Annotated in this window: 14 protein-coding genes; 12 read left to right on the plus strand and 2 right to left on the minus strand. The window is 51.7% G+C overall.

The genetic code is table 11. From position 1 onward, the window contains the following. The first annotated feature begins 72 nt into the window (after positions 1–72). From phnL to phnP, 5 genes are read left to right on the plus strand one after another with little or no spacing between them, the layout of a single operon-like run. Complete coding sequence (phnL, locus tag ACJHWR_RS05185; protein ID WP_000611429.1) at positions 73–753, plus strand: phosphonate C-P lyase system protein PhnL; 681 nt, start codon at positions 73–75, stop codon at positions 751–753. Next, on the plus strand, positions 750–1886 hold the full coding sequence (gene phnM, locus ACJHWR_RS05190) for an alpha-D-ribose 1-methylphosphonate 5-triphosphate diphosphatase (RefSeq protein ID WP_000586291.1): 1137 nt from the start codon (positions 750–752) through the stop codon (positions 1884–1886). Before phnL ends, phnM begins: the two co-directional genes overlap by 4 nt. Then, complete coding sequence (phnN, locus tag ACJHWR_RS05195) at positions 1886–2443, plus strand: ribose 1,5-bisphosphokinase (protein WP_000145993.1); 558 nt, start codon at positions 1886–1888, stop codon at positions 2441–2443. The genes phnM and phnN overlap by 1 nt, the downstream gene beginning before the upstream one ends. After that, positions 2430–2864, plus strand: a complete 435-nt coding sequence (gene phnO / locus ACJHWR_RS05200) for an aminoalkylphosphonate N-acetyltransferase (protein WP_001110490.1) — start codon at positions 2430–2432, stop codon at positions 2862–2864. Before phnN ends, phnO begins: the two co-directional genes overlap by 14 nt. Before the next feature lies 1 nt (position 2865). Further along, positions 2866–3624, plus strand: coding sequence for a phosphonate metabolism protein PhnP (gene phnP / locus ACJHWR_RS05205; protein ID WP_000059909.1), 759 nt, complete (start codon positions 2866–2868; stop codon positions 3622–3624). Positions 3625–3658: 34 nt separating this feature from the next. Here the strand turns inward: phnP and yjdP are convergent, their stop codons facing one another. Beyond that, a complete protein-coding gene (yjdP, locus tag ACJHWR_RS05210; RefSeq protein WP_000819727.1) occupies positions 3659–3988 on the minus strand; it encodes a DDRRRQL repeat protein YjdP in 330 nt (109 codons plus the stop codon). 68 nt (positions 3989–4056) lie between these two features. Beyond that, positions 4057–4506 (minus strand): bifunctional allose-6-phosphate isomerase/ribose-5-phosphate isomerase RpiB, encoded by a 450-nt coding sequence (rpiB, locus tag ACJHWR_RS05215; protein WP_000716796.1) that lies wholly within the window; start codon positions 4504–4506, stop codon positions 4057–4059. Between the two features lie 358 nt (positions 4507–4864). Between rpiB and alsR the strand changes: the two genes are divergently transcribed. The 7 genes from alsR to ACJHWR_RS05250 all read left to right on the plus strand — a co-directional run bounded on the left by alsR (position 4865) and on the right by ACJHWR_RS05250 (position 13245). Continuing rightward, positions 4865–5755 carry a D-allose utilization transcriptional regulator AlsR gene (gene alsR, locus ACJHWR_RS05220; protein WP_000083216.1) on the plus strand — a complete coding sequence of 297 codons (891 nt, stop codon included), beginning with the start codon at positions 4865–4867 and terminating at the stop codon, positions 5753–5755. A gap of 58 nt (positions 5756–5813) precedes the next feature. Then, entirely contained in the window at positions 5814–6749 is a 936-nt protein-coding gene (gene alsB, locus ACJHWR_RS05225; RefSeq protein WP_024175763.1) for a D-allose transporter substrate-binding protein, read from the plus strand. Positions 6750–6876: 127 nt separating this feature from the next. Further along, positions 6877–8409 carry a D-allose ABC transporter ATP-binding protein AlsA gene (gene alsA, locus ACJHWR_RS05230; RefSeq protein ID WP_000235247.1) on the plus strand — a complete coding sequence of 511 codons (1533 nt, stop codon included), beginning with the start codon at positions 6877–6879 and terminating at the stop codon, positions 8407–8409. Next, positions 8388–9368: a D-allose ABC transporter permease gene (gene alsC, locus ACJHWR_RS05235; protein ID WP_000507105.1), complete on the plus strand. Its 981-nt coding sequence runs from the start codon at positions 8388–8390 to the stop codon at positions 9366–9368. The genes alsA and alsC overlap by 22 nt, the downstream gene beginning before the upstream one ends. 10 nt (positions 9369–9378) lie before the next feature. Next, positions 9379–10074, plus strand: coding sequence for a D-allulose-6-phosphate 3-epimerase (gene alsE / locus ACJHWR_RS05240; protein ID WP_001361477.1), 696 nt, complete (start codon positions 9379–9381; stop codon positions 10072–10074). Next, positions 10058–10987, plus strand: a complete 930-nt coding sequence (gene alsK, locus ACJHWR_RS05245; protein WP_001171682.1) for an allose kinase — start codon at positions 10058–10060, stop codon at positions 10985–10987. The genes alsE and alsK overlap by 17 nt, the downstream gene beginning before the upstream one ends. 272 nt (positions 10988–11259) lie before the next feature. Next, positions 11260–13245 carry an alkyl/aryl-sulfatase gene (locus tag ACJHWR_RS05250; RefSeq protein WP_001066034.1) on the plus strand — a complete coding sequence of 662 codons (1986 nt, stop codon included), beginning with the start codon at positions 11260–11262 and terminating at the stop codon, positions 13243–13245. Positions 13246–13449: the final 204 nt, after the last annotated feature.

Here is a 13449-nt window from a genome sequence, read left to right on the forward strand (position 1 = left end):
ACAAATGCGCTCCCCGTAGGTCGGATAAGACGCGTCAGCGTCGCATCCGACACCCGAACCACGAGGCGAAAAATGATTAACGTACAAAACGTCAGTAAAACCTTCATCCTGCATCAGCAAAACGGCGTACGCCTGCCCGTCTTACAACGTGCCTCGCTCACCGTCAACGCAGGCGAATGCGTGGTGCTCCACGGTCACTCCGGCAGCGGCAAATCAACCCTGCTGCGCTCGCTGTACGCCAACTATCTACCCGACGAAGGTCAAATCCAGATCAAACACGGTGACGAGTGGGTAGACCTGGTCACCGCGCCAGCGCGCAAAGTGGTGGAAATCCGCAAAACCACCGTCGGCTGGGTGAGCCAGTTTCTGCGCGTCATCCCGCGTATCTCAGCACTGGAAGTGGTGATGCAGCCGCTGCTCGATACCGGCGTTCCGCGTGAAGCCTGCGCCGCTAAAGCCGCGCGTCTTCTCACCCGCCTGAACGTGCCGGAACGCCTGTGGCACCTGGCACCATCGACATTTTCCGGTGGCGAACAGCAGCGCGTCAACATCGCCCGCGGCTTTATCGTCGACTACCCCATTCTGCTGCTTGACGAACCTACCGCCTCGCTGGACGCCAAAAACAGCGCCGCGGTGGTGGAACTGATTCGCGAAGCCAAAACCCGTGGCGCAGCCATCGTAGGCATCTTCCATGACGAAGCTGTACGTAATGACGTCGCCGACCGCCTGCACCCAATGGGAGCCTCTTCATGATTATCAATAACGTTAAGCTGGTGCTGGAAAACGAGGTGGTGCACGGTTCGCTGGAGGTGCAGGATGGCGAAATCCGCGCCTTTGCCGAAAGCCAGAGCCGCCTGCCAGAAGCGATGGATGGCGAAGGCGGCTGGCTGCTGCCGGGGCTGATTGAGCTGCATACCGATAATCTGGATAAATTCTTCACCCCGCGCCCGAAGGTTGACTGGCCCGCCCACTCGGCGATGAGTAGCCACGACGCGCTGATGGTGGCGAGCGGCATCACCACCGTGCTGGACGCGGTGGCGATTGGCGACGTGCGCGACGGCGGCGATCGGCTGGAGAATCTGGAGAAGATGATCAACGCCATCGAAGAGACGCAGAAACGCGGCGTCAACCGCGCCGAGCACCGTCTGCATCTGCGCTGCGAACTGCCGCATCACACCACGCTGCCGCTGTTTGAAAAACTGGTGCAGCGCGAACCGGTGACGCTGGTGTCGCTGATGGATCACTCGCCGGGCCAGCGCCAGTTCGCCAATCGCGAGAAGTATCGCGAATATTATCAGGGCAAATATTCCCTCACCGATGCGCAGATGCAGCAGTACGAAGAGGAACAGCTGGCGCTTGCCGCACGCTGGTCACAGCCTAATCGCGAAACTATCGCCGCAATGTGCCGCGCGCGACACATTGCCCTCGCCAGCCACGATGACGCCACGCACGCCCACGTTGCCGAATCCCACCAGCTTGGCAGCGTGATCGCCGAATTTCCCACCACGTTCGAAGCGGCAGAAGCCTCGCGCAAGCATGGCATGAACGTGCTGATGGGCGCGCCGAATATCGTGCGCGGCGGTTCGCACTCCGGCAACGTGGCGGCCAGTGAACTGGCGCAGCTTGGCCTGCTGGATATCCTCTCTTCCGACTACTACCCCGCCAGCCTGCTCGATGCGGCATTTCGCGTCGCCGATGACGAGAGCAACCGCTTTACGCTGCCGCAGGCGGTGAAGCTGGTGACTAAAAATCCGGCGCAGGCGCTTAATCTTCAGGATCGCGGGGTGATTGGCGAGGGCAAACGCGCCGACCTGGTGCTGGCGCATCGCAAGGGCAACCACATTCATATCGACCACGTCTGGCGTCAGGGTAAAAGGGTGTTCTGATGACGGGAAAACTGATTTGGTTAATGGGGGCCTCTGGCTCCGGAAAAGACAGTCTGTTGACGGAACTCCGCCAGCGGGAACAAACTCAGCTACTGGTAGCGCATCGCTACATCACGCGCGCCGCCAGCGCCGGAAGTGAAAACCATATCGCCCTGAGCGAGCAGGAGTTTTTTACCCGCGCGGGGCAGAACCTTCTGGCCTTAAGCTGGCACGCTAACGGTCTGTATTATGGCGTCGGCGTCGAGATTGACCTCTGGCTGCACGCTGGATTTGACGTGGTGGTCAACGGCTCACGCGCCCATCTGCCGCAGGCGCGGGCGCGCTATCAATCGGCGCTGCTGCCCGTTTGTTTACAGGTTTCGCCAGAGATCCTGCGCCAGCGCCTGGAAAACCGTGGTCGTGAAAATGCCAGTGAAATTAACGCCCGGCTGGCGCGCGCTGCCCGCTATACTCCTCAGGATTGTCTTACGCTCAATAATGACGGCAGCCTGCGCCAGTCGGTCGACAAGCTGCTGACGCTGATTCATCAGAAGGAGAAACACCATGCCTGCTTGTGAGCTTCGCCCGGCTACGCAGTACGACACCGACGCAGTTTACGCGCTGATTTGTGAGCTAAAACAGGCGGAGTTTGACCACCACGCGTTTCGCGTGGGGTTTAACGCCAATCTGCGCGATCCGAACATGCGCTACCATCTGGCGCTGCTGGATGGCGAAGTTGTCGGCATGATCGGCCTGCATTTGCAGTTTCATCTGCATCATGTCAACTGGATCGGCGAAATTCAGGAACTGGTGGTGATGCCGCAGGCGCGCGGTCTGAATGTCGGCAGCAAATTACTGGCATGGGCAGAAGAAGAAGCCCGCCAGGCCGGGGCCGAAATGACTGAGCTTTCCACCAACGTGAAGCGCCACGACGCGCACCGTTTCTATCTGCGCGAAGGCTACGAGCAGAGCCACTTCCGCTTCACCAAGGCGCTGTAACATGAGCCTGACCCTCACGCTCACCGGCACCGGCGGCGCACAGGGCGTTCCGGCATGGGGCTGCGAGTGCGCGGCCTGCGCCAGAGCACGACGCTCGCCGCAGTATCGCCGCCAGCCATGCAGCGGCGTAGTAAAGTTTAACGACGCAATCACCCTGATCGACGCCGGGCTGCACGATCTCGCCGATCGCTGGTCGCCAGGATCGTTCCAGCAGTTTTTGCTGACGCATTATCATATGGATCACGTCCAGGGGCTGTTTCCGCTGCGCTGGGGCGTGGGCGATCAGATCCCGGTCTACGGCCCGCCGGATGAACAGGGCTGCGACGATCTGTTTAAACATCCGGGCCTGCTTGATTTCAGCCACACGATGGAACCGTTTGTGGTGTTTGATTTACAAGGGTTACAGGTCACGCCCCTGCCGCTCAACCACTCAAAACTGACCTTCGGTTATCTGCTGGAAACGGCACACAGCCGGGTGGCGTGGCTGTCTGACACCGCTGGCTTGCCGGAAAAAACGCTGAAATTTTTACGCAATAATCAGCCGCAGGTAATGGTGATTGATTGCAGCCACCCGCCGCGCGAGGATGCACCGCGTAATCACTGTGATTTAAATACCGTGCTTGCGCTGAATCAGGTTATCCGCTCGCCACGGGTGATTCTGACCCATATCAACCACCAGTTTGATGCGTGGCTGATGGAAAACGCACTGCCGTCGGGGTTTGAGGCGGGGTTTGATGGGATGGAGATTGGGGTGGCGTGATGGGTGAGGGGCGATGCCTGCTCTAAACTCAACATCAACGCCCATACTCATCTTCCATTCTCCGCTCTTCATCTTCTAGCTGCCGACGCTCCTGATCCAGCTGGCGCTGGCGATCGTCCAGCTGCCTGCGGCGATCTTCAAACTGGCGGCGGCGATCGTCATATTGTCTGCGCCGATCGTCGTTCACTTCACGCTGCCAGCCGTCGTCGCGCGAATCTTCATAGTCTCGCCCACGGTCAGGGTTATAAGCGGCGTTAATCGCCTGCTGAATATTGCCAATGGTGTCATCGATAATATCGGCCTGGGCCGGAACGGTGGACAGCGTGAACAGGGTGAATAAAAGAAATAGCGGAAAGCGTTTCATTAGCCAACCTCAAAAAGAAACTCTATCCACATTAGTCATTACTCATCCATGCAAGTAGTGGATGAATCTCAATTTCTCCGCTGCTCTATTGCCGTAATCGCCTCCACGCGTTGTTGATGACGACCGCCTTCGTACTGTGCGCCCAGCCACGCATCGACAATCATTTTTGCCAGTTCGAGGCCAACCACTCGTGAACCAAAAGCCAGCACGTTGGTATCGTTATGCTGCCGCGAAAGTTGCGCGGAATAAGGTTCGCTACAAACGACGGCGCGAATTCCGGCAAACTTGTTCGCCGCTATCGAAATACCGACGCCAGTGCCACAAATCAAAATCCCGCCATCAGCCTCTCCGCCAGCAACGACCAGTGCGACTTGACTGGCGTAATGCGGATAATCAGTACGCTCTGACGACCAGGTTCCTTTATCAATCACTTCAACGCCACGCTCAACTAAATGTGCCACTATTTCATGTTTTAAAATGAAACCGACATGATCACAGCCAAATGCAATCTTTTTCATTCATCTTCCCCGCCCGCGCAAAACTTCACAATCAAAAAACATTTGTGATGTAAATGAATTAAAAACACCCAAAATCGATGAAACCCGCCTTCCCTATCTGTTTTACAGAGTTACATCTGGCAGCGCAATAGCGTTAAAGACACTCACTATCCAGCAACATCTATCATCCAATAAACCAGAAAAACAAATAACATCATGTTTTTAAAGTGATTAAATGAAATGAAATTTTAAGCCACTCTCCATTATTCACAACAAAACAAACTTTATAAATTTTATTTTTTTGTGAAGTTGCCAGCATCTTTTCTGTTCTTGCTGTGGTGATATAGTGGCGTCTTCAATTCAAGGACAAGAGAACGTGATGAGCCAGTCAGAGTTTGATTCAGCGCTTCCGAACGGTATCGGGTTAGCGCCTTACCTGCGAATGAAGCAGGAAGGAATGACAGAAAACGAAAGCCGCATCGTGGAGTGGTTACTCAAACCCGGTAACCTGAGTTGTGCACCCGCAATTAAAGATGTCGCAGAAGCTCTGGCGGTATCTGAAGCGATGATCGTTAAGGTATCAAAGCTGCTGGGGTTTAGCGGCTTTCGTAACTTACGCAGTGCGCTGGAAGATTATTTTTCTCAGTCAGAACAAGTATTGCCTTCCGAGTTGGCTTTTGATGAAGCGCCGCAGGATGTGGTGAATAAGGTATTTAACATCACTTTACGCACCATTATGGAAGGTCAGTCGATCGTCAACGTTGATGAGATCCACCGTGCCGCCCGCTTTTTCTATCAGGCCAGACAGCGGGATTTGTACGGTGCCGGAGGATCAAATGCTATCTGTGCTGATGTACAGCACAAGTTTTTACGCATTGGCGTACGCTGCCAGGCCTATCCGGACGCTCACATCATGATGATGTCTGCTTCGTTGTTACAGGAAGGAGATGTGGTGCTGGTGGTGACCCATTCCGGGCGAACCAGTGATGTAAAAGCGGCTGTAGAACTGGCAAAAAAGAACGGGGCAAAGATTATTTGTATAACGCATAGCTACCATTCACCGATAGCGAAGCTGGCCGATTATATTATTTGCTCACCGGCCCCGGAAACACCGTTATTAGGTCGTAATGCCTCGGCAAGAATATTACAACTAACTTTGCTGGACGCGTTTTTTGTCTCTGTCGCCCAGCTCAACATTGAACAAGCTAATATTAATATGCAAAAAACCGGCGCAATTGTTGATTTCTTCTCACCAGGCGCGCTGAAATAAGAAAAAGGTAATTCCGCCATCGCGGAGTTACCTCTCCCCTTACCGTGAGAACATGATTATGAATAAATATCTGAAATATTTCAGTGGCACACTCGTGGGCTTAATGTTGTCAACCAGCGCTTTTGCTGCCGCCGAATATGCTGTCGTATTGAAAACACTCTCCAACCCATTTTGGGTAGATATGAAAAAAGGCATTGAAGATGAAGCAAAAACGCTGGGCGTCAGCGTTGATATTTTTGCCTCTCCTTCAGAAGGCGATTTTCAATCTCAATTGCAGTTATTTGAAGATCTCAGTAATAAAAATTACAAAGGTATCGCCTTCGCGCCATTATCCTCAGTAAATCTGGTCATGCCTGTCGCCCGCGCATGGAAAAAAGGCATTTATCTGGTCAATCTCGATGAAAAAATCGACATGGATAATCTGAAAAAAGCTGGCGGTAATGTGGAAGGTTTTGTCACCACCGATAATGTTGCCGTCGGGGCGAAAGGCGCGTCATTCATTATTGACAAGCTGGGTGCCGAAGGGGGTGAAGTCGCAATCATTGAGGGTAAAGCCGGTAACGCCTCCGGTGAAGCGCGTCGTAATGGTGCCACCGAAGCCTTCAAAAAAGCAAGCCAGATCAAGCTTGTCGCCAGCCAGCCTGCCGACTGGGACCGTATTAAAGCACTGGATGTCGCCACTAACGTGTTGCAACGTAATCCGAATATTAAAGCGATCTATTGCGCGAATGACACGATGGCAATGGGTGTTGCTCAGGCAGTCGCAAACGCCGGAAAAACGGGCAAAGTGTTGGTCGTCGGTACTGACGGCATTCCGGAAGCCCGCAAAATGGTGGAAACCGGACAAATGACCGCGACGGTTGCCCAGAACCCGGCGGATATCGGTGCAACGGGTCTGAAGCTGATGGTTGACGCTGAGAAATCCGGCAAGGTTATCCCGCTGGATAAAGCACCGGAATTTAAACTGGTCGATTCAATCCTGGTCACTCAATAAAACTGAATGATGCCGGATGGTGATGCTAATGAAGTGTCTTATCCGGCCAACAAAATAACCTGAACGTAGACCTGATAAACGTAGCCCATCAGGCAATAATACGATATTTCGTGCAGAGAGGTTATTTATGGCCACGCCATATATATCGATGGCGGGGATCGGCAAGTCCTTTGGTCCGGTTCACGCATTAAAGTCGGTTAATTTAACGGTTTATCCTGGTGAAATACATGCATTACTAGGAGAAAATGGTGCAGGTAAATCTACGCTAATGAAAGTGTTATCCGGAATACATGAGCCGACCAAAGGCACCATTACCATTAATAACATCAACTATAACAAACTGGATCATAAATTAGCGGCACAACTCGGTATCGGGATTATTTATCAGGAACTCAGCGTTATTGATGAATTAACCGTACTGGAAAATTTATATATTGGTCGTCATCTGACGAAAAAAATCTGCGGTGTCAATATTATCGACTGGCGAGAAATGCGTGTCCGCGCCGCCATGATGTTATTACGCGTGGGCTTGAAAGTTGATTTAGATGAGAAAGTGGCGAACTTATCTATCAGCCACAAGCAGATGCTGGAAATTGCCAAAACGCTGATGCTCGACGCCAAAGTCATCATCATGGATGAACCCACCTCCTCACTCACCAATAAAGAGGTGGACTATCTGTTTCTGATCATGAATCAGTTGCGTAAGGAGGGTACGGCTATCGTCTATATCTCGCATAAATTGGCGGAAATTCGCCGTATTTGCGACCGCTATACGGTGATGAAAGACGGCAGCAGCGTTTGCAGCGGCATGGTGAGCGATGTGTCAAATGACGATATCGTCCGTCTGATGGTAGGCCGCGAACTGCAAAACCGTTTTAACGCGATGAAGGAGAATGTCAGCAACCTTGCGCACGAAACGGTTTTTGAGGTGCGGAACGTCACCAGCCGTGACAGAAAAAAGGTCCGGGATATCTCATTTAGCGTCTGCCGGGGAGAAATATTAGGCTTTGCCGGACTGGTCGGTTCCGGACGTACTGAACTGATGAACTGCCTGTTTGGCGTTGATAAACGCGCTGGCGGAGAAATCCGTCTTAATGACAAAGATATCTCTCCACGCTCACCCCTGGATGCCGTGAAAAAAGGGATGGCTTACATCACTGAAAGCCGCCGGGATAACGGTTTTTTCCCCAACTTTTCCATCGCTCAGAACATGGCGATCAGCCGCAGTCTGAAAGACGGCGGCTATAAAGGCGCGATGGGCTTGTTTCATGAAGTTGACGAGCAACGTACCGCTGAAAATCAACGCGAACTGCTGGCGCTGAAATGTCATTCGATAAACCAGAATATCACCGAACTCTCCGGGGGGAATCAGCAGAAAGTCCTGATCTCCAAATGGCTGTGCTGTTGCCCGGAAGTGATCATTTTCGATGAACCTACCCGCGGCATCGACGTTGGCGCGAAAGCCGAAATTTACAAAGTGATGCGCCAACTGGCGGACGACGGAAAAGTCATCCTGATGGTGTCATCTGAACTACCTGAAATTATCACCGTCTGCGACCGCATCGCCGTGTTCTGCGAAGGACGACTGACGCAAATCCTGACGAATCGCGATGACATGAGCGAAGAGGAGATTATGGCATGGGCTTTACCACAAGAGTAAAAAGCGAAGCGAGCGAGAAGAAACCGTTCAACTTTGCGCTGTTCTGGGATAAATACGGCACCTTTTTTATCCTGGCGATCATCGTCGCCATCTTTGGTTCGCTGTCACCAGAATATTTTCTGACCACCAATAATATTACCCAGATTTTTGTGCAAAGCTCCGTGACGGTATTGATCGGCATGGGCGAGTTTTTCGCTATCCTGGTCGCTGGTATCGACCTCTCGGTTGGCGCGATTCTGGCGCTTTCCGGTATGGTGACCGCCAAACTGATGTTGGCAGGTGTTGACCCGTTTCTCGCGGCGCTGATTGGCGGTGTACTGGTTGGCGGCGCACTGGGGGCGATCAACGGCTGCCTGGTCAACTGGACGGGGCTACACCCATTTATTATCACCCTTGGTACCAACGCCATTTTCCGTGGGATCACGCTGGTGATCTCCGATGCCAACTCGGTATACGGCTTCTCATTTGACTTCGTGAACTTCTTTGCCGCCAGCGTAATTGGGATACCTGTTCCCGTTATCTTCTCGCTAATTGTCGCGCTCATCCTTTGGTTTCTGACAACGCGTATGCGGCTCGGACGCAACATCTACGCACTGGGCGGCAACAAAAACTCGGCGTTCTATTCCGGGATTGACGTGAAATTCCACATCCTGGTGGTGTTTATCATCTCCGGTGTTTGTGCAGGTCTGGCAGGCGTCGTCTCAACTGCACGACTCGGTGCCGCAGAACCGCTTGCCGGTATGGGTTTTGAAACCTATGCCATTGCCAGCGCCATCATTGGCGGCACCAGTTTCTTCGGCGGCAAGGGGCGCATTTTCTCTGTGGTGATTGGCGGGTTGATCATCGGCACCATCAACAACGGTCTGAATATTTTGCAGGTACAAACCTATTACCAACTGGTGGTGATGGGCGGATTAATTATCGCGGCTGTCGCCCTTGACCGTCTTATCAGTAAGTAAGGAATTGAACATGAAAATCTCCCCCTCGTTAATGTGTATGGATTTGCTGAAATTTAAAGAACAGATCGAATTTATCGACAGCCATGCCGATTACTTTCACATCGATATCATGGACGGTCACTTTGTGCCGAATCTGACGCTCTCACCGTTCTTCGTAAGCCAGGTAAAAAAACTGGCGAGTAAACCGCTCGACTGCCATCTGATGGTAACGCGTCCGCAGGATTACATTGCGCAACTGGCGCGTGCGGGAGCTGATTTCATCACTTTGCATCCGGAAACTATCAACGGTCAGGCATTCCGCCTGATTGATGAAATCCGCCGTCATGACATGAAAGTGGGGCTAATCCTTAACCCGGAGACGCCAGTTGAGGCCATGAAATACTATATCCATAAGGCCGATAAAATTACGGTCATGACTGTCGATCCCGGTTTTGCCGGACAACCGTTCATTCCTGAAATGCTGGATAAACTTGCCGAACTGAAGGCATGGCGTGAACGAGAAGGTCTGGAGTACGAAATTGAGGTGGACGGTTCCTGCAACCAGGCAACTTACGAAAAACTAATGGCGGCAGGGGCGGATGTCTTTATAGTCGGCACTTCCGGCCTGTTTAATCATGCGGAAAATATCGACGAAGCATGGAGAATTATGACCGCGCAGATTCTGGCTGCAAAAAGCGAGGTACAGCCTCATGCAAAAACAGCATAACGTCGTAGCGGGCGTGGATATGGGGGCAACGCATATCCGCTTTTGTCTGCGGACAGCAGAAGGTGAAACGCTACACTGCGAAAAAAAGCGGACCGCAGAAGTTATTGCTCCCGACCTGGTGTCGGGTATCGGCGAAATGATTGACGAGCAACTCAGGCGCTTTAACGCTCGCTGTCGTGGTCTGGTGATGGGATTTCCGGCGCTGGTCAGTAAAGATAAACGCACCATTATTTCTACGCCTAACCTGCCGTTAACAGCGGCGGATTTATATGATCTCGCCGATAAGCTCGAAAATACGCTGAATTGTCCGGTTGAGTTTTCCCGCGACGTTAACCTGCAACTCTCCTGGGACGTAGTAGAAAACAGCCTTACGCAACAACTGGTTCTGGCGGCCTATCTCGGTACGGGGATGGGGTTCGCAGTGTGGATGAACGGTGCGCCGTGGACGGGTGCACACGGTGTGGCAGGCGAACTGGGCCATATCCCCCTGGGAGATATGACCCAACACTGCGCGTGTGGCAATCCTGGGTGCCTGGAAACCAATTGCTCTGGAATGGCGCTAAGACGCTGGTACGAACAACAGCCCCGAAATTACCCATTGAGCGCTCTTTTCGTCCATGCGGAAAACGCCCCTTTCGTCCAGAGTCTGCTTGAAAACGCGGCACGAGCCATTGCCACCAGCATTAATCTGTTCGATCCCGATGCGGTAATTCTGGGTGGTGGCGTGATGGATATGCCCACCTTCCCACGCGAGACTCTCATTGCCATGACCCAAAAGTACCTGCGCCGTCCACTGCCGTATCAGGTCGTGCGCTTTATTGCCGCCTCATCTTCTGACTTTAATGGCGCTCAGGGTGCAGCAATATTGGCACATCAACGTTTTTTGCCACAGTCCTGTGCTAAAGCCCCATGAGTAAAGCGTTGGCACCGTAACGCAATGTCCCGCTGTGCCAACGACAAGTACAATATATATAATAAACACATAAAACAGCTCATATTATTTTCAGCAATGATAGTTCTACTGTAATTTCCCCTCTTCAGCACAAATGCCTAATAAAATGGCGCGTTCCGCTCACACTTCCACTTATTAAAATCGCAAATTCCCAATTATGATAACGCCAGCTTCAAATGACGTATTTTGCATGGATTACATATTTACGACATAAATGATAAATGGAGATTTATATGAATAACTCTCGGTTATTCCGTTTGAGCAGGATTGTTATTGCGTTAACTGCCGCCAGCGGCATGATGGTAAATACCGCTAACGCAACAGATGAAGCGAAAGCCGCCACTCAATATACCCAACAGGTTAATCAGAATTACGCCAAATCATTACCGTTTAGCGATCGTCAGGATTTTGACGATGCTCAGCGTGGATTTATCGCTCCGCTGCTGGATGAAGGTATTCTGCGCGATGCTAATGGCAAACCATATTATCGCGGAGAAGATTATAAATTTGATATCAATGCGCCCGCGCCCGAAACCGTTAACCCAAGCCTGTGGCGTCAGTCGCAGATCAACGGCATTTCTGGCCTGTTTAAAGTCACCGACCGCATGTATCAGGTGCGCAGCCAGGATATCTCGAACATCACCTTCATTGAAGGCGATACGGGCATCATCGTCATTGACCCGCTGGTGACGCCAAATGCAGCAAAAGCCAGCCTTGATCTCTATTTCAAACACCGCCCACAAAAACCGATTGTGGCCGTTATCTACACCCACAGCCACACTGACCACTATGGCGGCGTAAAAGGTATTGTCTCAGAAGCCGATGTAAAAGCAGGCAAAGTGCAGATCATCGCCCCGGCAGGCTTTATGGACGAAGCCATCAGTGAAAACGTGCTGGCGGGTAATATCATGAGTCGCCGTGCATTTTACTCTTACGGCCTGCTACTCCCGCATAATGCACAGGGAGATATCGGCAACGGGCTGGGTGTTACGCTTACTACCGGCGGCCCGACAATTATCGCGCCGACGCGATCTATCACCAAGACAGGAGAGAAACTCAATATCGACGGGCTGGATTTCGAATTCCTGATGGCTCCAGGCAGCGAAGCGCCGTCTGAAATGCACCTCTATATTCCGGCGTTGAAAGCCCTGTGCACAGCGGAAAACAGCACCCATACCCTGCATAACTTCTACACCCTGCGTGGCGCGAAAACCCGTGATACCGCGAAGTGGACCGATTACCTGAATGAAACGCTGGATAAGTGGGGATCACAAGCAGAAGTGCTGTTTATGCCACATACCTGGCCAGTATGGGGTAATCAACATATCAATGATTATATTGGAAAATATCGCGACACCATTAAGTATATTCACGACCAGACCCTGCACCTGGCGAACCAGGGTTACACCATGAATGAAATCGGCAACATGATTCATCTGCCGGAAACGCTGGATAAAAACTGGGCCAGCCGTGGCTATTATGGCTCCGTCAGTCATAACGCTCGCGCGGTATATAACTTTTACCTCGGCTACTACGACGGTAACCCAGCAAACCTGAATCCGTATGGCCAGGTCGATATGGGTAAACGTTATGTCAAAGCGCTGGGAGGTTCCGCACATGCTATCAATCTGGCGCGTGAAGCCTATAACCAGGGCGACTACCGCTGGGCCTCTGAACTGCTGAAACAGGTGATTGCTGCCAATCCGGGAGACCAGGTGGCGAAAAACCTACAGGCCGATACCTTCGAACAATTGGGTTATCAGGCCGAATCAGCCACCTGGCGCGGCTTCTACCTGACGGGAGCGAAAGAACTGCGTGAGGGCGCGAAGAAAATCGAACACGCCAGCACCGCCTCTCCTGACACCATCAAGGGTATGACCGTCGAGATGCTGCTTGATTACATGGCTGTTCGTCTGAACAGTGAGAAAGCCGCGGGCAAATCCATCAGCCTGAACTTCAATCTCTCTGACAACGATAACCTGAACCTCTCACTCAACAATAGCGTATTGAACTACCGTAAAGTACTGCAACCGAAGGTAGACGCATCGTTTTACATGAGCCGCAGCGATCTGCACGACGTGCTGGTCGGACAAGCCAAAATGGCGGATCTGGTAAAGGCGAAGAAAGCCAAAATTATTGGCAATGGCGCAAAACTGGAAGAAATTATTGCCTGTCTGGATAATTTCGATTTGTGGGTGAATATCGTAACCCCAAATTAATGCCACTCGCTTTTGGGGGCGCTGAAGCCCCCAAAAGCATTTATTTTAAAAATATATACAGACAATTAATAAATAAAATATATAAGTTATGAATGCGGTGGCTGAATAAAGCTATTTTTATTCATCGAGAAAATAGCCATACTGACGCCTTCAATGGATATTGATATTCACTACAGATATTGTTCGCAGCAGACAGGATGTATT

Source organism: Escherichia sp. WS568 (assembly GCF_046486085.1).
GTDB lineage: Bacteria > Pseudomonadota > Gammaproteobacteria > Enterobacterales > Enterobacteriaceae > Escherichia > Escherichia coli.

Coding starts and splice junctions, on each gene's coding strand:
- alsB (WP_024175763.1), top strand. CDS start 5,814: ATGAATAAATATCTGAAATATTTCAGTGGCACACTCGTGGGCTTAATG.
- phnO (WP_001110490.1), top strand. CDS start 2,430: ATGCCTGCTTGTGAGCTTCGCCCGGCTACGCAGTACGACACCGACGCA.
- yjdP (WP_000819727.1), bottom strand. CDS start 3,988: ATGAAACGCTTTCCGCTATTTCTTTTATTCACCCTGTTCACGCTGTCC.
- ACJHWR_RS05250 (WP_001066034.1), top strand. CDS start 11,260: ATGAATAACTCTCGGTTATTCCGTTTGAGCAGGATTGTTATTGCGTTA.
- phnM (WP_000586291.1), top strand. CDS start 750: ATGATTATCAATAACGTTAAGCTGGTGCTGGAAAACGAGGTGGTGCAC.
- alsA (WP_000235247.1), top strand. CDS start 6,877: ATGGCCACGCCATATATATCGATGGCGGGGATCGGCAAGTCCTTTGGT.
- alsR (WP_000083216.1), top strand. CDS start 4,865: ATGAGCCAGTCAGAGTTTGATTCAGCGCTTCCGAACGGTATCGGGTTA.
- phnP (WP_000059909.1), top strand. CDS start 2,866: ATGAGCCTGACCCTCACGCTCACCGGCACCGGCGGCGCACAGGGCGTT.
- rpiB (WP_000716796.1), bottom strand. CDS start 4,506: ATGAAAAAGATTGCATTTGGCTGTGATCATGTCGGTTTCATTTTAAAA.
- alsE (WP_001361477.1), top strand. CDS start 9,379: ATGAAAATCTCCCCCTCGTTAATGTGTATGGATTTGCTGAAATTTAAA.
- alsK (WP_001171682.1), top strand. CDS start 10,058: ATGCAAAAACAGCATAACGTCGTAGCGGGCGTGGATATGGGGGCAACG.
- phnL (WP_000611429.1), top strand. CDS start 73: ATGATTAACGTACAAAACGTCAGTAAAACCTTCATCCTGCATCAGCAA.
- alsC (WP_000507105.1), top strand. CDS start 8,388: ATGGGCTTTACCACAAGAGTAAAAAGCGAAGCGAGCGAGAAGAAACCG.
- phnN (WP_000145993.1), top strand. CDS start 1,886: ATGACGGGAAAACTGATTTGGTTAATGGGGGCCTCTGGCTCCGGAAAA.